Raw genomic sequence first — 21,387 nt, 5'->3', positions numbered from 1 at the left:
CTTCGTTCACTAGGACATGCCACTGAGCCGTGCCTTGCGCTCGCGCTCAATGCGGTTGATATAGCGTTGCAGCATGTTCATCCTGGCACCGGGCAAGGCGATGAACTCGCAGCCGATACGAACGTAGTGGGACCCCCCCCTGGTCGTCGAGTCCAGTTTGTTGCGTACGCACAGACTGGCAACCAGGAGACCCTCATCAGGCAGACTGACCTTGCAATCGCTCATGATGGCGCCGCGCTGCAGCAGGGCAGCCAGACTCGGCGGCGCCATCAGCCCGATCCCGCCGCCACTGATATCCAGCAATGGTGCTTCGAGCAGGCAGGTGCTTCCATCTTCGCGCCTGATCGTAGCGGTGCATTTGACCGGTTTAGTGATCGGCGTCGAGAGGCGGAAACACTCGCGCCGCTGTAGTCTCAACAGCTTGTCGGGTAGCGCAGCGCTGAAGGCAGGCAGCCCAGCATGCTGCGTCTCCGAGAGTTTACCCAGGGTGAATTGCACCTTCACCTTGTCGACCGCAGCGGTCAGCAAGAATTGTTCCGCCAGCAAGGCCAGGCGGTTGGTCTCGTTCTCTCGACCATAATCGAGAACCAGTTTGCCAGCCGCCGTGTCCACGGCCAGCACCGCGGTCAGCAGGAAAGACCTGTTTTTGTTGAAGTAGGCGCTGATCAAGGCCCTTTTCTGCATCAGGGCGCGAAGGATCGCGGCAATCTCGACTTTGGAATGCAACAGGTATTGACCATATTCTTTAGGTTGTTCTATTTCGAATTGCAGCGGTGCCTGTTGTTGTGCTTGAACATCCGTGTTTTCCATTGTCCTTCCCGGAATCGGCTGGAACAGGCAGTTTAAAGCAAAACCGTAAGCGAGGTAATGAACGACGCAGACAAGGGTGGGCTCATGGCTTCAGTGTCGCTTCAGCCGCAGCCGGGAGGCGTGGCGGCGGTGACATTGTCTGGCCATTTTCCAGCCGGTAGAGCCATGCCAGCAGTTCGGCCACTGCCAGATAGAGCTGCGGCGGGATGTGCTGGTCGAGATCGACCTGCATTAGTAGGGACACCAGTTCGGCTGATTCATGAACATAAATGCCGTGCTCACGCGCCCGCGCGATGATCTGCTCGGCCACCAAGCCCCGCCCTCTGGCTACCACGCGAGGTGCGGTGTCGGTTTGGCTATAGGCAAGAGCGACCGCATTCTTTTGCGGGTTAACGGGTGCTTTGGGCATGTTCCTCCCTATACTTTGCCGAATAAGTTCTTGACAAAACAATCGTCACGTGTATTATTCGCCACATCTTATCCAAAGGCAAACGGGGAGAAATCTCCGGACGCAAAGCCGAGGGCCCTAACCTGATCGTCAGGAAGGGTGGCCGGGTTGCATAGATTCAGCGATTTCTGCTGTTCAATTTCTGCTTGCCCTCGACCTTGCCGCCTTCTTAAATGAAGGGCTGGTTACGTGGCACTCGCATCCTGGACACAGCAGCAAATTCTTGCGCAGCTTGATTCCGGTTCTCATTGGTCCGGAAGCACAGTCACCTACGCCTTCCCGACCTCATCGAGCGGCCTCTACGGTAGTCAGGAACAGGCCGGATTTCAGGGGTTGAATTCCGTCCAGCAGGCGGCCGCCACACTTGCGCTGCAGACCTGGGATGATCTCATCACCCCGGATCTGGCCAAGGTCACGTCTGGTTCGTCCAATATCGAATTCGGGACTTCGTCCACTGGCGTTGAGTACGCACATGCCTACTTCCCGACGACTGGCAGCGTGTGGTTCAGTCGTGCCTACTCCGACCTGATGAACCCCCAGGTGGGCGCGCATTCGTTTCTGAGCTACGTGCATGAGATCGGCCATGCTTTCGGGCTGGATCACATGGGCGACTACAATGGCGGGGGTTCCTGGACACCCTCGAGCTACCAGGACAGTGGTGTCTATTCGGTGATGTCCTACTTTGGTCCCAATTGGGGTTCGGGCTCATCCAGTGGGGTGGGCCTGGTGGCCTGGGCCGACTGGGTCGGTGCGGACGGGAAGCTGTATTCGCCGCAGACGCCGATGCTCAATGACATCATGGCCATGCAGAGCATGTACGGTGCCGAAACCACGACCCGCACAGAGGATACCACCTACGGATTTGGCAGCAGCGATTTCGGTACCCTGTCCGCAATCTACAATTTCTCGGTCAACCTTCATCCGATCCTGACGATTTATGACTCCGCTGGAACCGATACGCTCAACCTGAGCGGATGGTCAACGCCGAGCCTGATCGATCTTGCGCCTGGCGCCTATTCCTCATGCAACAGCATGACCTACAACATCGCCATCGCGTATACCTGCAATATCGAAAACGCGATTGGTGGCGCCGGTGCCGATACGATTACCGGCAATTCCCTGAATAATTATCTCGACGGTGGTTCCGGAAACGATTCATTGACTGGAGGGGCGGGCGACGACACGCTCGTGGCGGGAGCCGGCAACGATGCCCTCGACGGTGGGGGCGGCAATGATACGGTGGTGTTTGCCGGTACTTTTTCGGAGTATACGTTCTCTTATACCATCAATCAGGGCTTCACCTTTGCGAGTAGCGGCTCCGGTTCCGACTTGATCAAGAATGTCGAAACTTTTGTTTTCTCGAATGTGACCAAGTCCGCCAGCGAGTTGTCGGCAGATGCGTCATCTGACCCTGATCCTGGATCGGTGCAGGTATCGATCGCTGCTGGCGCGGCTTCGATCGCCGAAGGCAATAGTGGATCCACGGCCTACGTTTTCAATGTCAGCCTCAGCAAAGCGAGCGAGACCACGCAAACCGTGGACTGGAGGCTGGACGGCTCCGGTGCATCCCCAGCCACTTCTTCCGACTTTACCGGGGCCACTTCCGGTGTCGTCACCTTTCAGCCCGGCGAAACGACGAAAACGATCCAGGTGCTGGTCGTCGGGGACACGGTCGTCGAGTCTGACGAGGGTTTTACCCTCAGCCTGAGCAACCCCTCTTCAGGACTGGTGCTGGGTACGGCAAGTGCGGCGGGCACGATCCGCAACGATGACGTCACTGCCGTTCCGGACGACTATCCCATGACGACGAATACGCGCGGAGCGATTACCGTCGGGGGTGCGGCCGTATCCGGCGTCATTGAGCAGGCGTCCGACGGCGACCTCTTCAAGGTCACCCTGAAGGCCAACAACAGCTATATCTTCAAACTGGCCCGGGTCAGCGGGAGTCTCGATCCCTACCTTGAGCTGTATTCCTCCAAATTGGCAGTCATTACGCAGAATGATAATGCCGGCCTGTCAACCACCGATTCGCAGATCATTTATACGCCGACAGCCGGCGGAACCTATTACCTGGCCGCCAAGGATCGCGCCCAGTCCACCGGCAGTTACCTGATCAGTGCGGTTCCCTGTTCCGGGTTGACGATCGAAGGCGATGATACGGTCAATGTCCTTACCGGCACGGCAGGAAATGACTCCTTGTATGGTCTTGGCGGCAACGATACGCTGAACGCCGGAATGGGCAACGACTTGCTTGACGGTGGTGCTGGCATGGACCAGCTCGCCGGTGGGAAGGGCGACGACATCTACCTGGTGGATAACGTCTCCGATGTCGTTATCGAAAGCAGCGCCGCGGACGGCAAGGATCTGGTAAAAGCATCGGTCTCCTGGACCCTGGGAGCCAATGTCGAAAAGCTCGAACTGACCGGGACGGCCAATCTCATGGGAACGGGCAATACGCTCGCCAACATCATAACCGGCAACAGTGGTAATAATGTCCTGAATGGTCTGGGCGGAGTCGATAGCCTGAATGGTGGTGAGGGTTCCGACCTTTACCTGTTTGGACTACCTGCCGAGCATTCGTCGGCCGAGATCGCCGATACCGGCAGCACCGGAGTTGATGAAGTGCGTTTCACGGCCACCGGTGCCGGCACCCTGAAGCTGTATGCCGGCGATACGGGCATCGAGCGGGTGGTGATTGGTACGGGCACCGACGCGGTGGCGAACAGTGAGGGTACCGTCGCACTCAATGTCGATGCGTCGCCGTTGAGCAACGCCATCACCATGATTGGCAATGCTGGTGCGAACATCCTGACCGGAACGGCCTTCGCTGACCAGATGGATGGCGGCAGCGGCAACGACCTGCTGAACGGCCAGGCCGGTATCGACCTGATGGATGGTGAGGAGGGTTCCGATATCTACCTGATCGGTCTCGCCGCCGCTCATACTGCCGCCGAGATTGCGGATACTGGTAGCTCCGGCGTTGACGAAGTGCGTTTTGCAGCCACCACTGCCAGTACCCTGACACTGTTTGCGGGCGATACGGGCATCGAGCGGGTGGTCCTGGGCACTGGTACCGGCGCGGTGGCCACGAGCACGGGTTCGGCAGCACTCAATGCCGATGCCTCGGCATTGGTCAACGCCATCACCCTGGTCGGCAATGCCGGTGCCAACATCTTGACGGGAACGGAATTTGCTGACCGGATCGAAGGCGGCGGTGGCGCCGATCAGCTGTTCGGTGGCAGCGGCAACGACACGCTGTTCGGAGGCCTGGGTAACGATACCCTGACCGGCGGCGAGGGCGAAGATCATTTCGTGCTCAACACCGCAGCGAATGCTGCCAACAACCGGGATGTGCTCGTCGATTTCGAGTCAGGAGCAGACCATATCGAACTCAGCCTGCTGGTGTTCAAGGGACTGGGAAAGACGACCGGCGTCTTGGGCGAAGCGCAGTTCTGGGCGGCTGCCGATGCGGTCAAGGGGCACGATGCGGATGACCGGGTAATCTATAACACGAGCACAGGATCCCTGTACTACGATGCCGATGGCAGCGGCAAGGGCGCAGCGGTGGAAATTGCGGTGTTGGGTCTTTCCACTCATCCCACACTCGAGCATGGTGACTTTCTTCTGATCTGAATGAGAGATCGTATGCGCAGGTTTCGCGAAGATGCACTCTCCCGGAATATCCCTTACGGTTCGCGGACCGATTCATCGAGTGCCTTGATCAACGGCCATAACAAATAGGAAATCACCGAGCGTTTGCCCACCGTGATCTCGGCGCTGATGGTCATGCCGGGAAGCAGGCGAGCGTGTTTTGGAAACCGGTTGAGCTGGGTCGTGGTCAAGCGGATACGGCCCAGGTAGTAGGCCTCGCTGCCACCAACAGCGACGTTCTCGCGACGAAAGGCATCTTCGCTGATCGTGCGCAGTTCGCCATCCAGGGCACCGTGCAACTGGAAGGGATAGGCATCCACCTTCATGTGCACCCGGTCGCCGAGTTTGACATAACCCACATCCGCCGATTCGATCTGGACCTCAGCCTCCAGGCTCTCTCCCAGGGGAACCAGGGTGAACAAGGCTTCGGCTGCCTTGGCGACGGAACCGGCGGAGAGCTTGGCGACCTCCAGCACCACGGCGTCGGAGGGTGCGGTCAGGATGACCAACTGGTGACGTTTGTCCGCCTTCTGCAACTGCTCGTTGACCGAATCCCGCTCACGGGACAGGGCGAGAAGTTCCTCCATGATTTTTTGTCGCCAGCCGGTCTGGAAGGACAGACGTTCGGCTTCCAGTCCAGTCCGTTCCTTCTGGAGTTCCTGCTCCCGACTGCGGGCCATCTGGGCGCCTCGCTCCGCTTCGAGCAGGCGGTCCTGGGCGTCCAGCAGGCGGGCGCGCACCGCATATTGCTGGGCCACCAGGGGTTCGAGCATGGCGACCATTTCCCGGAGTACCTGGACGCGGGAGTTCATCGCGGTCTGGTCGCGGCGGTTGGTTTCCAGGGACGCCCGGATGCGGGCGATATTTTCATCCAGTCGTCGCATCTGGGCGAGATAGCTGGCCTGTCTTTCGTCGGCCAGGCGGCCCTGGATCTTTTTGTCATCACTGGCCAAGGCATCGGCAGTGACGGTTTTGCCCGACAGTTCCGCTTCCAGTCTGGCACGTTCGTTATCGAGGCTGCCCAGGCGAGTTCTCAACTGGGTTTCATCCGCTTCGGTAAAGGTCGGGTCAAGGGTGGCGAGCTGCTCCCCCTTTTTCACGGTCTGCCCGGGCTTGACATTGATCTGCTGGATGATGGCGGTGTCCAGCGGTTGCAGCACGATATTCGGCAGCGGGGTGATCAATCTTCCACGGGCGGTGATCACCAGGTCGATGTCCGAGAAGGTCGCCAGCAGGAGGAAGACAAGCAATGCCAGAGCGAGGAGGTGCAGGGTGAAACTGGCCGAACGGGGCAGTGGCCGCCGCTCGATTTCGTCCGCATCAGGCAGGAAATCCAGAGCCGGCTGATCAGGCGTCTGCCGGGACCACAGCCGGCGGATCAAAGATGGCCTGTCTGTTGGTTCCATAGATGCTGGTAGGTCTCACAGCGGGAGAGCAGTTGTGTGTGCGTGCCCCAATCCGACAAGCGGCCATTTTGCATGACCAGAACCACATCGGCGTTAACCAGGGTGGACAATCGGTGGGAGATCATGATCACCGTTCTGCCGACGGCGATCCGGGAGAGATTTCGGATGAAAATCGCTTCGCTCTCCGGGTCGAGGGCGCTGGCGGCCTCGTCGAGAATCAGAATGTTGGGCCTGGCCAGCAGGGAACGGGCGATTGACAGACGCTGCTTCTGCCCGCCACTCAGATTCGATGCGTTCTCCTCCAGCAGCGTGTCGTATCCTTGCGGCATTCGTTCGATGAATTCGTCGGCCCCGGCTGCCTGGGCGGCGGCGACGATTTCCTCGATGGTGGCATCGGGCTTGGTGATGGTGAGATTGTCGCGAATGCTGCCGCGGAAAAGAAAATTCTCCTGCAGGACCACCCCGATCTGGCGGCGGAGATGAGACAGGTCGATTTCCCGGGCATCGATGCCGTCAAAGCGGACGAGGCCTTCCTGCACCGGGTAGAGGCCCTGGATCAGCTTGGTCAGGGTGGTTTTTCCTGAACCACTGCGTCCCACGACACCCACGACGGCGCCCGCCGGAATCGTGAAGCTGGTCCGGTCCAGGGCATTGACGCTGGCGCCAGGGTAGCGGAAGGTGACCTCCTCGAAGCTGATCTGTCCTTTCAACAGGGGGCGCAGGCCGCCGGCGCCGATCCGTCCTTCCGGTGGCCGGTTCATGATCTCCGCCAGCATGCGCACGGATACGGCCGTCTGCTGATATTCGTTGATCAGGCTCACGATCTGGATCAGCGGATTGATCACTCGTCCCGACAGCATCTGAAAGGCAATCAGCACCCCGACGCTCATGGTCTGATCGAAGATGCTCTGGGCTCCGATGAAGACGATGACCACCGGCATCAGCTTGCCCAGGAATTCGGTGGCCAGGTTGCCGGCAATCGACAGCTTGCCGACTTGGAAATGGGCGTTGATGGCTTCCGCCGACAACTGGTCCCAGGCCTTGCGCTGCACCGGTTCGATGGCCAGGGCCTTGACCGTCCGCATGCCGTGGATGGTCTCCACCAATAGCGCCTGGCGGACGCCCTCGGCGCTGTTGAGCCGGTCCAGACGTTTGCGGAAAGTGGGTAGCAAAATGGTGATGATGAGGGCGATGATGAGAGCGAATCCCAGTACGATCAGCGCCAGCTTGAAGGAGTAGGTGAACAGTAGGGGCAGGAAGATCACCAGGGCCAGGGCATCCATGCCGGCAAACAGCAAACGGCCGGTGAGGAAATGGCGGATGCCTTCCAGTTGCTGCATCTGGCGGGTGACCACTCCGGCCGTGGAAAGCTCGAAAAAGTCGATCGACAGGGAGAGCAGGTGGCCGAAAGCCCGGCGGGTGACATGCATGTCGATCTTGTTGGTCGCTGCCAATAGCAGTATCTGGCGCAGATAGCCAAAGGCCGCATCGAACAGCATGGCAATGATCACCCCGGCGGTGAGCACCATCAGGGTCGATGCATTCTGGTGTACCAGCACCTTGTCGATCACTACCTGGAAGAACAGGGGGGAGGCCAGGGCCAGGACGTTCATCGCCATGCCGGCGATGAACACGTCACGGAAGGCGGTGCGCTGCTTCAGGATCTCCGGAATAAACCAGCGCAGGCCGAAAGGCTGTTGCGCATCGAAGATCGAATGAGCCTTTTTGAGCAGGATGACATCGCCGCTCCAGATCGCGCCAAACGCCTCTTCGGAATAAAAGGTGATCGCCACGGCAGCGGCACAGGGATCGACGACCGCCACCTGTTTGCTCTCTCCCTCCTGCCGGATCCCGACCACGATCACGCCGGCCCCGCTGTTGAGGCGGCCCAGCACGGGGAACACCCCTTGCTGGGCGACGAGTTGGCTCCAGGTCAGTCTGTCCGCCTTCGCTTTCATGCCGATGTCGGCAGCCATCCGCAACACCAGGGGCGCAGCCGGTTCTTCATCCGCCAGGGCGAAATCGTGGATCAAGCGTTCAGGATTGATCCTGATCCCCTGATTCTGGGCAATCGCGGCGAGGCACTGAACAACGCTGTGCGAGAATTTTTCAGTCATTGCCAGGAAGTTGCTGACGTGAGGCCAGAGGCCAAGGTGTCATTGAATTGTCGATAGGCTTGCATGCTGCCCGAGGCAGCGGCGACTTTACCATTTTCCGGCAATGAACAGGCTCCAAACGGCAGGCCGACCGATGAACGTCGGGATCGGAATCGCCCGGGAATTCTGCCGCTAGGTACCAGGGGGCCGGGGGCGCGCATTATCCAGGACCGTGGTGTCCGTCTCCGGAGAGACCACCCGACAGCGTTGTTGATCGGTTTTCAGGGTGAGGCAATATTCTTCCGCCTCCACCTGACTGTTGAAGTTCGCGATGTACAACTGATACCAGGATTGCTGAACGTCGTCACCTTCCTCGATGCGACCCTTGAGCCGCGGCTGGAGGCTGCGCCCTTCCATCAAAAATGGATAACGGTTGCGCAGGTCACGCCAGGTTGCGTCGATCGTCGAGCGATGATAGAGCCCGGCCAGCTCCACCTGCCAGAAAGTATCCGTGTTGGCTTGCAAACCCTCGTACACCACCGGGATGGCTTCGTCGTCAGCCGGTGCCCGGCGCTCCGAATTCAAGCCGCCGCCCAGAGCCTGGAACAGGCTGATGTACCCTCGAAAGAATTCCATTCGGATCTTCTGGTAGTCGTCCAGGTAGCGGTGATAACTGCGTTGGGTTTCCAGCAAACTCAGATAGTCGATTCCGCCCACCGCGTAAACCCTGGTGTTGATATCCCAGGCACGGCGGGCGGCTTTGCTGGCTTCCCGTTGGGCAGTCAGGCGTCGTTCAGCCAGGCGAACAGAAGTCAGAGCGCTTTCCACTTCCTTCATGGCCTGGTAGACAGTGCGCGCATAGCTTTCCACCATTTCTTCACGGACGGCTTGTGAGAACAGCTGCTCGTTCCGCTTCCTGCCACCATCAAAAATGCTGACGACCAGGTTGTCCACGACATTCCAGAACAAGGTTTGGGGCTGGAACAGTTGCGACAGGGCAATGCCGCTGTAGCCGATCTGTGCAGACAGGTCCATGGGGGGGAGAATGCGCGCCCGGGCGACGTTCACGTCGGCATTCGCGGCCAGCAGCTGGGCTTCCGCGACACGCACATCGGGCCGGCGTAGCAGCAGGGCCGAGGGCAGGCCGGGAGCCACACCTGGAATGCTCAGGGAGTCCAGTCCGTCATTGGAGAGCTTGAGTTTGCCGGGGACCGTACCCAGAAGAAACGCCATGGCGCCAATGGTGTCGAGTTTCTGCTGTTCCAGGGTGGGGATGGTTGCGCGTATGGCGAAAATTGCCGCCCGTTGCTGCTCGAGTTCGGAAAGGGTGGCGTCGCCAGCCTTGACCCGTTTCTCGATGGCGGCCAGGGTTGCGCTCAGGACTTCTTCGGTCTCGACTGCGATTCTGAGGCGATCATTGAGGGACAGGAATTCGACGTAGTGGGTAGCGAGGCTGGCCGTCAGATTTCTCTGGACGTTTTCCCGTTCATGGACGGCTCGCCAGAGCTGAAAGTGGGCGGATTCCGCCAGGGCGCTTTGCTCGCCCCAGATGTCCAGCCGCCAGTCCGCCCGGATGCTGGCCTGATAGGTGCGTTGCGAAGTTCTGTTGCTGCCCACATTGGAAATGCCGCCAGCCGGAGCCGTTCCGACCGTCACGCCACCGGGAGACTGTTGCGCAATCACCAGGGGAGCGGAAAGGCCTGGATATTTCCCTGCAGCCGCCTGCTCTGCCCTCGCCTTGGCCTGGACGATACGGTTCAGCGCAATCCGGATATCCGGATTGTTGGCGAGCGCACGATCAATCAGACCCTGGAGTTCACGGTTTCCGAAGTCACGCCACCAATCTACCGGAGTCTTGGCAGGGGCCGGTTCCGATGGGTGCGACGGACTGGTTTCCGCAGGCGTAACAGCGGTCTGCCCTGAAGTGGACGGGGCCGTCCCGGTTCGGGCCGCATCCTGGTACTGAGCGGGCAGGGAAACCTCGGGTATGAGGTAGCCGCCTTGCAGGCTGATGCAGCCAGTCAGTGCCTGTGCACAAAGCAGGGTCCACAGCCCATGCCGGCCTGCAAGGTGCGACCTGATTGAAGCTGCAAGCTTTTGATTCATTCGGTCAGAGCAGTTGGCCTGTCCAAGAGAGCCGCGATCACCGGTTCGCAGCTCCCGCCGCCACCGCCTCAGCATGCGCCTTTGATGCGCCAGGAAAGGGTTGAATTATCGCTTGTATTGTGAAAATTTGAACGGGATTTTCAGCGCGTGTGTGCGATTCAAAAGGATACGCGCTATAGTGAAAACTGGAGACCAGGGCGCCGAACGGTTTCATGCCGATTTCCCTGAACGACAAGCGGCTGCCGCAGTTCGCACGGCATGATGCCGAAACAGGATTCCGGGTGCAGGAGGGTGAAGTGGGCACAAGATATGAGATGGATGTGCTGGCATGGGCCAAAGAGCAGGCCCGGCTGCTTCGTGCCGGTCGCTTTGATCTGCTCGACCTGGAGCATATTGCGGAGGAGATTGAGGACGTGGGCAAGAGCGAACAGCGCGAGTTGGCCCACCGTATGGCCGTCCTCCTGGCCCACCTGCTCAAATGGCAATACCAGCCGGATCGACGCGGTAGCAGTTGGGTCCGGACGATCAAGGAGCAACGCAAGCGTGTTCTGCTGCGACTGGAGGAAACTCCCAGCCTGTCAGACAAACTCAAGGACCCGAGGTGGTGGTCCGACGTATGGGCAGATGCGGTTTCTCAAGCCATCTCGGAAACCGGCGTGGATACCTTCCCGGACGAATGCCCATGGGCCATTGCCGAAGTGATTGCTCCAGATTGGTTGCCGGTCTGACCGACTTTCACCGTAACGGTCATGGCTTTGTGAGCCCCCTGGATGATGAAGTCCTGACCGTTACGTTACTATAGAAGTTGCGTCAGCGACTCACGACTCTCTCCTCTCCATTCGCGGGAGATGGGTCGGGGGAGAGGGAAATGGTCATGACTTTCATGATCGGGGGTGGCTGGAAAAGTCATGACCGTTAGCCGCGATTATCCATAACCTGGCGTTCTTACGCCCGCTTTTGACCGGGAGAGACCATGCTCGACAACAAGACGATTCTCATTACCGGCGGTACTGGTTCATTCGGTAAGCAGTTCGTGAAAACCATTCTGGCGCGCTATCAGCCGAAAAAGGTCATCATCTACTCACGCGATGAATTGAAGCAGTATGAAATGGCGCAGATTTTTGATGCGCCGCAGATGCGCTATTTCATTGGCGACGTGCGCGACCAGCCACGTCTCAGGCAGGCCATGGATGGGGTCGATCATGTGATCCACGCAGCGGCCCTGAAGCACGTGCCAGTCGCCGAATACAATCCGATAGAATGCATCAAGACGAACATTTATGGGGCCGAAAACGTGATCCAGGCCGCCATCGCCGCCGAAGTGGAACAGGTGATCGCCTTGTCGACTGACAAGGCAGCCAATCCGATCAACCTGTATGGTGCAACAAAACTGGCCTCCGACAAATTGTTCGTCGCAGCGAACAATATCGTGGGTGCCCGCCGCACGCGGTTCTCGGTCGTTCGCTATGGCAATGTGGTTGGCTCGCGTGGATCGGTCATTCCCTTTTTCCAGAAGTTGCTGAAGCAGGGCGCCACCGAATTGCCGATTACGGATGAGCGTATGACCCGCTTCTGGATCACCCTGCAAAATGGGGTCGACTTTGTCATCAGGAATTTTGCGCGCATGCATGGCGGCGAGATCTTCATTCCCAAGATTCCGTCGGCCACCATCCTCGACCTGGCCAAGGCCATTGCTCCGGACCTGCCACTGAAGATCATCGGCATTCGTCCTGGAGAAAAGCTGCATGAAACCATGTGCCCAGGCGACGATTCTCATCTGACCCTTGAATTTCATGACCATTTCGTGATCAAGCCAGCGATTTCGTTCACCCTGCAAGTCGATTACCAAAAGAATCGGCTGGGTGAGATCGGTGTCCCGGTAAGCGGTGGCTTTGAATACAGTTCCGGCACCAATCCCGAGTTCCTCGATGTTGCGGCCATTCGCGCATTGATCGCACAGGGACGCGAGCATTGATTCCCTACGGTCGCCAATCGATTTCTGAAGAGGATATCGCGGCCGTCGTGGCCGTATTACGTTCGGACTGGATCACGCAGGGGCCCTGTATCGACGCTTTCGAACGCGCACTGGCAGCCTATTGCGGTGTGGCCCACGGGGTGGCGGTGGCCAATGCGACGGCAGCGCTGCACCTCGCCTGCCTGGCGCTCGGTGTCGGTCCTGGGGACTGGGTCTGGACCTCTCCGAACACCTTCCTGGCTTCGGCCAATTGCGCCCTGTATTGTGGTGCCCAGGTCGACTTTGTCGACATCGACCCGCTGACCTACAACATCAGCGTGGCAGCGCTGGAAGAAAAACTGCGACAGGCCAGTTTCGATGGTGTGCTGCCGGCGGTGCTCATCCCGGTTCACTTCGCAGGCCAATCCTGCGACATGGAGAAGATCGGAGCGCTGGCACGGCAATACGGATGCAGGGTGATCGAGGATGCATCGCATGCGGTTGGCGCCGACTACCAGGCCGGCAAGGTCGGCAATTGCGCCTATAGCGACATGACGGTGTTCAGTTTTCATCCGGTCAAGATATTGACCACCGCCGAAGGCGGCATGGTGATGACCAATAACTCGGCATTACGCCAGGCATTGCAGCGTCTTCGGTCACACGGGATGACACGCGACCCGGCCGATTTGCAGAACAGGCATGAAGGCGCCTGGTATTACGAACAGATCGAACTGGGCTACAATTACCGGATCACCGATCTCCAGGCGGCACTAGGCCTCAGCCAGCTGGCAAGTCTGGGCAAATTCGTGGCACGCCGGCGCGAACTGGCCGCGCGCTACGACCGGCTGTTGGCCGACTTGCCGTTGGTGTTGCCGCGGCAGGCCGAATACGGCCGTTCGGCTTACCATCTATACCCGATCCAGGTTGCTTCCGAACAACGTCGTGTCGTCTTCGACGCACTCCGCGCCCAAGGCATCGGTGCCAATGTGCATTACCTTCCGGTCTATCTGCAGCCCTATTACAGGATGCTTGGCTTTGGCGTCGGGAAGTGCCCGCAAGCCGAGCATTTCTATCGCGGCGCGATCAGTCTGCCCCTGTTCTATTCGATGACAGACGCTGAGCAGGACCAGGTAGTGGCTGCGCTATCGAATGCCCTGGCATGAAGCTGGCAATCATTCCTGCCCGTGGTGGCAGCAAGCGCATTCCGCGCAAGAACATCAAACTGTTCTCCGGCAAGCCGATGATCGCCTGGTCGATTGATGCGGCACGCGCCTCAGGACTTTTCGATCACATCGTCGTTTCGACCGACGATGTTGAAATCTCCGCAGTGGCGAAGGCGTATGGGGCTGAGGTGCCGTTCATGCGCCCCCCAGCCCTCTCCGACGATTACACCGGCACATCCGCCGTGGTCGCACATGCCATTCAGTGGTATCGCGCGCAGGGCGATATGCCAGACCCGGTTTGCTGCATCTATGCGACAGCGCCATTCGTCAACGCGGCAGATCTGCAACGGGGACTGCAAATGCTGGCTGACAGTGATTCGGATTTCGCTTTCTCTGTGACCAGCTTTGCCTTCCCGATTCAGCGTGCCATCAAGCTGACGGAAGAAGGGCGGGTTCAGATGTTTCAGCCCGAGCATTTCAACACCCGTTCGCAGGACCTGGAACAGGCCTTCCATGATGCCGGCCAGTTCTACTGGGGGCGTGCCGCGGCGTGGATAGCCGACAAGCCGATCTTTTCAAGCGATGCAATGCCGGTGATTCTGCCCCGTCACCGCGTGCAGGACATCGATACGCCAGAAGACTGGGAACGTGCAGAGTGGATGTTCAAGGCGCTGCAGACAGGATAACCAGGATGACCGGACAGGAAATTTCTTTCCGCGTTGATGCCTCCCTGCAAATCGGTACAGGGCACGTCATGCGTTGTTTGACACTGGCCGATGCCCTAAAGGCAGCGGGTGCCAGTTGCCGTTTTATCTGCCGTGAGCACCCAGGCCATCTTCTTGGACTGATCCGGCAACGTGGGCATGCAGCGATTGCCTTGCCTGAAATAGTGGTGGACCTTTCGCCTGCTGCCCGTGAGCACCCTTTTCAACCGGCGCACGCGGACTGGCTTGGCGCCGACTGGCCTACCGACGCCGGACAAACCCAGATGGCTTTGCAGGGTTTGGTCTCTGACTGGCTGATCGTCGATCATTATGCTCTAGATGCCCGCTGGGAATCCGCGGTCAAGACGAAATACCGCAAGCTGATGGTGATTGACGATCTTGCCGATCGCGAACATATTTGTGATCTTCTGCTGGATCAGAATCTGGTCGAAGGAATGGCCAATCGCTACCGTGGCAAAGTGCCCGGCCATTGTGTCTGCCTGGTTGGCCCGCAATACGCCCTGCTGAGACCGGAGTTCAGAGCGCTTCGGCCAGCCAGTCTTGCCCGGCGGAAAATGCCTGATTTGAACCGATTGTTGATTTTCATGGGAGGCAGCGATCCTGACAATGAAACCGGGAAGGTTCTCGATGGGGTGAGTCTGTCCAGGAAACTTTGGGAGCATATCGACGTGGTCGTCGGAGAAAACTATTCTGCTCTGCAAACCCTGAAGGAAACCCTGGCGAAGTTTCCTTCAGCCACGCTGCACATCCAGACACCTGATATGGCGAAATTGATGGCGGCCGCGGATCTGGCCATCACCGCAGGCGGCAGCGTGACCTGGGAAAAATGTATCCTTGGGTTGCCCAGTCTCGTCGTCATCCTCGGTGAAAACCAGCGCCCGATCGCCATGATGATGCATCAGCTGGGGACGCAGCGGACTTTGGGTATGGCCTCCGAACTGACCCCCGCCTGTTATGCGAAATATCTGGAAGGAATGGTGATCGGTGAGTTGCCGTCAATGATCGACTGTGCCAGCAACGTGTGTGATGGCTCGGGTGTCGAAGAGGTGTTAAAAATTCTTTGCAATGGGAAACGCATATGAATGAAAGCCTCTTGGCTATTGCCGGGCGGAGCATCGGGTCCGATGAACCGCCTTATTGCATCGCGGAAGTCGGCATCAATCATAATGGCGATCTTGGCATGGCCAAACGAATGATAGAAACCGCCAAAGAGGTGGGTGCCGATGCGGTCAAGTTTCAGACCTTCAAAGCGGAAGAATTTTGTGGCGATCCTGAACAGATGTTCACCTACCAGTCGCAAGGGAAAACTGTCACCGAATCCATGCTGGAAATGTTCAGACGCTACGAGTTCACGCCTGAGCAATGGCGTGAAATCAAGGTTCACTGTGATACTGTCGGCATTACCTTTTTCTCGACGCCACAGAACCGTTCCGACCTCGATCTGCTGATGTCGATCGGTGTGCCTGCGATCAAGGTGGGTTCCGACGACTTCACGAACCTGCCATTGCTCCGAAGCTATGCGGCGGAGAATCTGCCGCTGATTCTTTCCTGTGGCATGAGTGATCTGGCCGAGGTGCACCAGGCGCTGGAGACGGTCGGATGGTTTTCCGGCAAACCTCTGGTCTTGTTGCTCTGTACTTCCCAGTATCCAACGCCTGCACAGGACGTGAATGTCCGCAAGCTGACGACCCTGCAGCAGGCCTTTCCAGGCCTGGTGGTCGGCTTCTCGGATCACACCCAGGGTCCACTAGCGGCCGCTCTCGCTGTTGCCCTGGGAGCACGGGTATTCGAAAAGCATTTCACGCTGGACCATTATCTGCCGGGGCCGGATCACTGGTTTGCCGAAGATAGCGAGGGCCTGCGCGAATGGATACAAATGATCAGGGGTGCGCACGAGAGATTAGGCAGCCCGATGATCATGCCGACGAAAGCCGAAAGAGCGATGCGCTTGCAGGCAAGACGGAGCATCGTGGCATTACGAAACATTGAGATGGGCGAGGAATTGAATGCCGGGAATATCGGCTTGCGGCGACCCGGTGCCGGGTTGTCTCCAGAGCTGATTGATCGGGTGATGGGCCTAAAAGCGGCACATCGGATCAAGAAGGGAAACTGTCTTCAGTTGACGGATATTTCAAACTAAGGATAAAAATGGTTACCAGAATCTTGTTCAGTTACCCTGATTATTCCCTGACGGCCCTGGATGATCAGGATAAGGATCTGATCTTGAGATGGCGAAATTCTGAATCGATACGCCATTACATGTATGACACCAGGATGATCACTCCGGAAGAACACGACAAGTGGTTCCGCAAGGAGTTGAATAATGAGAAGTCCCGGCATTTCATTTTCAGGGAAAAGGGCCGGCCTGTAGGTTTCGTGTCTTTTACAGACATCAATGATCGTGATCGTCGTTGTTCGTGGGCATTCAATCTTTCCGATGAAAGGGAGAGTCTTCAGAAAGGACTGGGTGCAGTCATGGAATACTTTGCCATCGAGCACGTGTTTGAAAAAATGTCCATCGAGAAGCTTTGCTGTGAGGTTCTGGATTTCAATACTGCAGTGGTACGTCTGCACCAGCGCTTTGGATTCAACAAGGAAGGGTTTCTTCAGAAACATATCCACAGGAATGATGGCGTTTTCGGCGTGGTGGTGATGGCGCTGTTCCGGGAAGACTGGATAGTGATGAGAGGCGACATAGCAAAGACCTTGTTCAGCGCCAGCTAGCCTAATGGGGGTCATTCTCTCTGCCCATCAGCCGGCCTATCTGCCGTGGCTGGGCTATTTTGACAAGATTGCACGCGCGGATGTCTTCGTTTTTCTTGACACCGTGCAGTTCGAAAAGAACAGTTTCATCAACCGGAACAAGATAAAAACAGCACAAGGACCACAATGGCTGACCATTCCGGTCAGGGTCAAGGGGCATATTCAGGCATCGCTTCGCGAGACCTTGATTGACGATACTCAACCCTGGCGCAGCAAGCACCTGAAGTCGCTTGAAATGAATTACCGAAAGGCGCCGGGATTCAAGGAATGCTTCCCGAAAATTGAACAGTTGTTTTCCATTCAGCAATCCAATCTTGCCGAGCTGTGCTGGCAGCAGCTTCGATTCTGGGTGACGGAATTCAGGATAAACACAAGGATTGTTCGTGCATCGGAATTTCAGATAACTAGCAGAAAATCGCAGCTGATCCTGGATCTGTGCCAGCACTTCGGAGCAGGAAAATATTTGTCCGGCGCCATGGGGAGAAACTATCTGGATGAGGATCTTTTTGCAGACTCCGGAATGACGATCGATTACCAGGATTTTCGGCATCCAGCCTATCCCCAGTTGTGGGGAAATTTCGAACCCTATATGTGCATCGTCGATTACTGGATGAACTGCGGTTCGGATATACAGCATGTATTGACTGGGAAATGGCATGAGTTTTAGTTCTGAATGGGAACAGCGTTACGCGGAAAGCACTCATCTGTCGGTATGGCCTTGGTCTGATGTGGTCAGCCTGGTACATCGGCACCTTAAACCGATCCTCATGGCGGGCGGTGGGCGTGTTCTTGAACTCGGCTCAGGGGCGGGGGCTAATATACCCTTATTCATTTCGCTTGGTATGGACTATTACGGCATAGAGGGTAGTCCAACCATTGTTAAAAAACTGCATCAACGCTATCCTGATCTGATTCAGAATATCATTGAGGCGGATTTCACAACTCGGCAGCCGTTCGAGGGAAGATTCGATCTCGTTCTCGACCGGGCTTCGTTGACCCATAACAACACGGTGTCGATAAGAAGTGCATTACAGATCGTTTCGGATGCGCTCAAACCTGATGGCATATTTATCGGTTCTGATTGGTTTTCCATGAATCATAGTGATTTCTTGTCCGGCGAAGCCGTTGATGATGATTTTACAAGAACAGCTTACAGCAAGGGTCAATTCACTGGAGTAGGAAAAGTCCATTTTTCTAATGCACTCCATCTTCGGGATCTGTTTTCGAATTTCGAGATTTTGTTCATCGAAGAGAAACTGATGCGACGATATGAGCCACAGGACAACCATCAGTTCGCCTCCTGGAACATCGTCGCAAGGAAGCCGCATGCTTAAGAGTGTTCTGGTCGTTGCCGCCCACCCGGATGACGAAGTTTTGGGTTGCGGGGGAGCCATGGCCAGGCATCTTGCCCGGGGCGATCATGTCCATGTGCTGATTCTGGCGGAAGGGGTCACCAGTCGTTCGGAGCAGCGTGATCGCAGTGCGGCTACAGAGCAGTTGTCGGTTCTCGCCGCAGCCGCCAGGGAGGTGCACGATCGGCTCGGATCGACCTCTCTGGCAATGCTCGATTTTCCCGATAACCGAATGGATGGCGTGCATCTGCTCGATGTGGTCAAGGCCGTCGAATCCCATGTGAAGATGACCGAGCCTGACATCATTTATACCCATTTCCCTGGTGATCTGAACATCGATCACCGTATTGTCAGCGAAGCCGTGCAGACGGCCTGCCGTCCACAACCGGGAAACCGACTGCGTCAGGTCCTGTTTTTCGAGGTGCCGTCGAGTACCGAGTGGCGCATGTCAGGGAATAGCGGTTTTGTGCCGAACTATTTCTGCGACATTTCTTCTACGCTTGATCGCAAACTGGCCGCGCTCGGCAGTTATGCCCTGGAGATGAAGGATTGGCCACATGCGCGCTCAGTCACGGCCTGCGAGCACTTGGCGAGATGGCGAGGGGCAAGTATCGGCGTGGCGGCGGCCGAAGCTTTTGTGGTGGGCCGGATGCTTGATACCCTGTTCATGACATGAAAGCGATCGGTAGGTTCGCAATGACCGCACATTCCGAAACAAGGTCATGTCATTCATCGACTGTTCGCCTCCAGTGCCCATTGTCCCCGGATTGATAGACCATGCCGGAAGGCTTTGGATGCCTGCCGTGTCCCCTCGACAGGAATCGGACCTGTATCCCACGCTTAGGAGGCGTGTGCACTATCCATTGTGCTACGAGGAGTCGGGCGCGTATTGTAGCCGCTGACCCTGGAATACGCCAACTCGCCGCCGCATTTGCTCAGACCATCCCTCAGGAAGGGGAACCGCACGCATGCCGTACCTGATTCTCTCCGACGCTTCCCTTGCCTTCGGCCATGTGCCGCTCCTTGACCATGCGGATTTCCAGCTCGATGCTGGCGAGCGGGTCGCGCTGATTGGCCGTAACGGTACCGGCAAGTCCTCTCTGTTGAGCGCACTCGCAGGTTGTGGGGCGCTTGATGACGGCAAGGTGTGGCTGCAACCGGGCCTGCGGATCGGCTATGTTCCGCAGGAGCCGCCCTTCGACGCCGATTTGACGGTCTTCGCTGCCGTTGTCGCCGGCATGGGCGAGTTGTCGGCGTTGCTTGCCGAATACCATGCCGTCGCGCACGCCCTTGCCGACCCTGTAGCAGACCATGAAAAGCTGCTGGAACGTATGCAGGCGCTGCAGACAGAACTGGAGGCACGGCAGGCGTGGTCGTTCGAGGCGCAGGCCGAGCGCGTCATCCAGCGCTTCTCGCTCGATGCCGACGCCCTGGTCGGAACGCTCTCCGGAGGTCAGAAAAAGCGCCTGGCGCTGGCACAGGCCCTGGCCGTTTCGCCCGAGCTGTTGCTGCTCGATGAGCCGACCAACCATCTCGATGTCGGCGCAATCGAATGGCTCGAGGAGATGCTGGTTGCCTCGGGCGTGACGTTGGTGTTCATCACCCATGACCGTCGTTTTCTCGAACGGGTGGCAACCCGCATCGTCGAACTCGACCGTGGCCGCCTGCTTTCCTGCCCGGGCAGTTTTGGCGAGTATCAGATGCGCAAGGAGGCCATCCTGCACGACGAAGCGCTGAACAATGCACGCGCGGACAAGTTTCTTGCGCAGGAGGAGGTGTGGATCAGGCAGGGCATCAAGGCCCGCCGCACCCGCAACGAAGGGCGCGTGCTGCGCCTCGAGCGACTGCGCCGGGAACGTGCGGCAAGGCGTGAGCGCCAGGGCAAGGTCGAGTTGGCGCTCGATGCCGGTGACCGTAGCGGCAAACTGGTGGCGGCGCTCGAGCATGCCGGCAAGCGTTTTGGCGAGCAGGTGGTGGTACGCGATTTCTCCTGTCGGGTACAGCGCGGTGACAAGATCGGCATCATCGGCCCGAACGGCGCCGGCAAGACGACGCTGCTGCGCATGATTCTCGGTGAGTTGCTCCCCGATACCGGCAAGGTGCATCTCGGAACGAAAGTGCAGGTGGCTTATTTCGACCAGTTCCGCAGTCAGCTCGATGAACAGGCGACACTGATCGACGTGATCTCGCCGGGGTCGGATTTCGTCGAGATCGCCCATCAGCGCAAACACGTCATAAGCTATCTCGGGGACTTCCTGTTTGCGCCGCAGCGTGCGCGCTCGCAGGTCAGTTCGCTGTCCGGTGGCGAGCGCAACCGGCTTCTGCTGGCGCGTCTGTTCGCACGGCCAGCGAACGTGCTGGTGCTCGACGAACCGACCAACGACCTCGACATTGAAACTCTCGAACTGCTCGAGGAACTGCTCCAGGACTACACGGGCACCTTGTTTCTGGTCAGCCACGATCGTGCCTTCATCGACAACGTCGTGACCCAGACCATCGCTGCCGAGGGTGACGGCATCTGGCGAGAGTATGCCGGTGGTTATCAGGACTGGGCCGACTATCAGGCCGTTTGCCGCAGGGAAGAGGCTTCCACGATGGAGAGCAGCAGCAAACGCGGCGATTCGCGACCGGCAGAGGTCGCCAGGCCGACCCGGCCAAAGGCCAGCGCCAGCAAACTGTCGTGGAAGGAGGCCAAGGAACTCGCCGAACTGCCGCAACGCATCGCCGCCCTCGAGGCCGAGCAGAAGCAGATCGGCGAACGGTTGGCCGATCCCGCACTGTACCAGGCACAGCCGCAGGCAGCACGAGAACTGTCGGCGCGCCTGCGCGAAATCGATGAGCAACTCCTGGCCCTGCTCGATCGCTGGGAAGCCCTCGAGAGTTAGCCAGCGCACTCGCCGGCGGGTTTCCGGG

General features: G+C 58.1%; 17 protein-coding genes, 1 tRNA gene and 1 riboswitch. Of the genes, 12 read left to right on the top strand and 6 right to left on the bottom strand.

All coding sequences use genetic code 11. From position 1 onward, the window contains the following. Positions 1-9: 9 nt before the first annotated feature. Together AW06_RS08560 and AW06_RS08555 are read right to left on the bottom strand one after the other, a co-directional pair. Positions 10-810 carry a flagellar brake protein gene (locus tag AW06_RS08560; protein ID WP_034948700.1) on the bottom strand — a complete coding sequence of 267 codons (801 nt, stop codon included), beginning with the start codon at positions 808-810 and terminating at the stop codon, positions 10-12. A gap of 82 nt (positions 811-892) precedes the next feature. Beyond that, positions 893-1,243 carry an EscU/YscU/HrcU family type III secretion system export apparatus switch protein gene (locus AW06_RS08555; protein WP_273704526.1) on the bottom strand — a complete coding sequence of 117 codons (351 nt, stop codon included), beginning with the start codon at positions 1,241-1,243 and terminating at the stop codon, positions 893-895. Positions 1,244-1,286: 43 nt separating this feature from the next. Beyond that, positions 1,287-1,374, top strand: a riboswitch (cyclic di-GMP riboswitch). Positions 1,375-1,591: 217 nt separating this feature from the next. Between AW06_RS08555 and AW06_RS08550 the strand changes: the two genes are divergently transcribed. After that, the gene (locus tag AW06_RS08550; RefSeq protein ID WP_034948694.1) at positions 1,592-4,891 is read left to right on the top strand and encodes a M10 family metallopeptidase C-terminal domain-containing protein; all 3,300 of its coding nucleotides are present in this window, start codon (positions 1,592-1,594) and stop codon (positions 4,889-4,891) included. Positions 4,892-4,944: 53 nt separating this feature from the next. Here AW06_RS08550 and AW06_RS08545 read toward each other — a convergent pair whose 3' ends face one another. The 3 genes from AW06_RS08545 to AW06_RS08535 form a co-directional block, all read right to left on the bottom strand. Beyond that, positions 4,945-6,315, bottom strand: a complete 1,371-nt coding sequence (locus AW06_RS08545) for an HlyD family type I secretion periplasmic adaptor subunit (protein ID WP_034948691.1) — start codon at positions 6,313-6,315, stop codon at positions 4,945-4,947. Then, entirely contained in the window at positions 6,288-8,432 is a 2,145-nt protein-coding gene (locus AW06_RS08540; RefSeq protein ID WP_034948688.1) for a peptidase domain-containing ABC transporter, read from the bottom strand. Before AW06_RS08540 ends, AW06_RS08545 begins: the two co-directional genes overlap by 28 nt. Positions 8,433-8,603: 171 nt before the next feature. Beyond that, positions 8,604-10,517, bottom strand: a complete 1,914-nt coding sequence (locus AW06_RS08535; RefSeq protein ID WP_273704524.1) for an efflux transporter outer membrane subunit — start codon at positions 10,515-10,517, stop codon at positions 8,604-8,606. Positions 10,518-10,813: 296 nt separating this feature from the next. Here AW06_RS08535 and AW06_RS08530 point away from each other — a divergent pair, with 296 nt between their 5' ends. The 10 genes from AW06_RS08530 (at position 10,814) to AW06_RS08485 (ending at position 19,150) form a co-directional block, all read left to right on the top strand. Then, on the top strand, positions 10,814-11,245 hold the full coding sequence (locus AW06_RS08530) for a DUF29 domain-containing protein (protein ID WP_034948755.1): 432 nt from the start codon (positions 10,814-10,816) through the stop codon (positions 11,243-11,245). A gap of 245 nt (positions 11,246-11,490) precedes the next feature. After that, complete coding sequence (gene pseB, locus AW06_RS08525) at positions 11,491-12,492, top strand: UDP-N-acetylglucosamine 4,6-dehydratase (inverting) (RefSeq protein ID WP_034948682.1); 1,002 nt, start codon at positions 11,491-11,493, stop codon at positions 12,490-12,492. Then, on the top strand, positions 12,489-13,634 hold the full coding sequence (gene pseC, locus AW06_RS08520; RefSeq protein ID WP_034948679.1) for a UDP-4-amino-4,6-dideoxy-N-acetyl-beta-L-altrosamine transaminase: 1,146 nt from the start codon (positions 12,489-12,491) through the stop codon (positions 13,632-13,634). The genes pseB and pseC overlap by 4 nt, the downstream gene beginning before the upstream one ends. Beyond that, positions 13,631-14,320, top strand: coding sequence for a pseudaminic acid cytidylyltransferase (pseF, locus tag AW06_RS08515; RefSeq protein ID WP_034948677.1), 690 nt, complete (start codon positions 13,631-13,633; stop codon positions 14,318-14,320). The genes pseC and pseF overlap by 4 nt, the downstream gene beginning before the upstream one ends. Before the next feature lie 5 nt (positions 14,321-14,325). After that, positions 14,326-15,441 carry a UDP-2,4-diacetamido-2,4,6-trideoxy-beta-L-altropyranose hydrolase gene (gene pseG / locus AW06_RS08510; RefSeq protein ID WP_034948675.1) on the top strand — a complete coding sequence of 372 codons (1,116 nt, stop codon included), beginning with the start codon at positions 14,326-14,328 and terminating at the stop codon, positions 15,439-15,441. After that, on the top strand, positions 15,438-16,499 hold the full coding sequence (locus AW06_RS08505; protein WP_034948672.1) for an N-acetylneuraminate synthase family protein: 1,062 nt from the start codon (positions 15,438-15,440) through the stop codon (positions 16,497-16,499). Before pseG ends, AW06_RS08505 begins: the two co-directional genes overlap by 4 nt. Positions 16,500-16,507: 8 nt before the next feature. Then, positions 16,508-17,083: a UDP-4-amino-4,6-dideoxy-N-acetyl-beta-L-altrosamine N-acetyltransferase gene (gene pseH / locus AW06_RS08500; RefSeq protein ID WP_034948670.1), complete on the top strand. Its 576-nt coding sequence runs from the start codon at positions 16,508-16,510 to the stop codon at positions 17,081-17,083. Positions 17,084-17,087: 4 nt separating this feature from the next. Beyond that, the gene (locus tag AW06_RS08495; protein WP_034948667.1) at positions 17,088-17,789 is read left to right on the top strand and encodes a WbqC family protein; all 702 of its coding nucleotides are present in this window, start codon (positions 17,088-17,090) and stop codon (positions 17,787-17,789) included. After that, positions 17,779-18,456, top strand: a complete 678-nt coding sequence (locus tag AW06_RS20220) for a class I SAM-dependent methyltransferase (RefSeq protein WP_046535241.1) — start codon at positions 17,779-17,781, stop codon at positions 18,454-18,456. The genes AW06_RS08495 and AW06_RS20220 overlap by 11 nt, the downstream gene beginning before the upstream one ends. Continuing rightward, a complete protein-coding gene (locus AW06_RS08485; protein WP_034948663.1) occupies positions 18,449-19,150 on the top strand; it encodes a PIG-L deacetylase family protein in 702 nt (233 codons plus the stop codon). The genes AW06_RS20220 and AW06_RS08485 overlap by 8 nt, the downstream gene beginning before the upstream one ends. Positions 19,151-19,280: 130 nt before the next feature. Here the strand turns inward: AW06_RS08485 and AW06_RS08480 are convergent. Continuing rightward, positions 19,281-19,352, bottom strand: a tRNA-Arg gene (locus AW06_RS08480). Positions 19,353-19,442: 90 nt separating this feature from the next. On the opposite strand from AW06_RS08480, the gene AW06_RS08475 reads away from it, so the two are divergent. After that, on the top strand, positions 19,443-21,359 hold the full coding sequence (locus AW06_RS08475; RefSeq protein WP_034948660.1) for an ATP-binding cassette domain-containing protein: 1,917 nt from the start codon (positions 19,443-19,445) through the stop codon (positions 21,357-21,359). The last annotated feature ends 28 nt before the right edge of the window (positions 21,360-21,387 follow it).

The sequence above is a fragment of the Candidatus Accumulibacter cognatus genome (genome assembly GCF_000584975.1).
Taxonomy (GTDB): domain Bacteria; phylum Pseudomonadota; class Gammaproteobacteria; order Burkholderiales; family Rhodocyclaceae; genus Accumulibacter; species Accumulibacter cognatus.
This window is presented reverse-complemented; position numbering and strand designations above follow the sequence as displayed.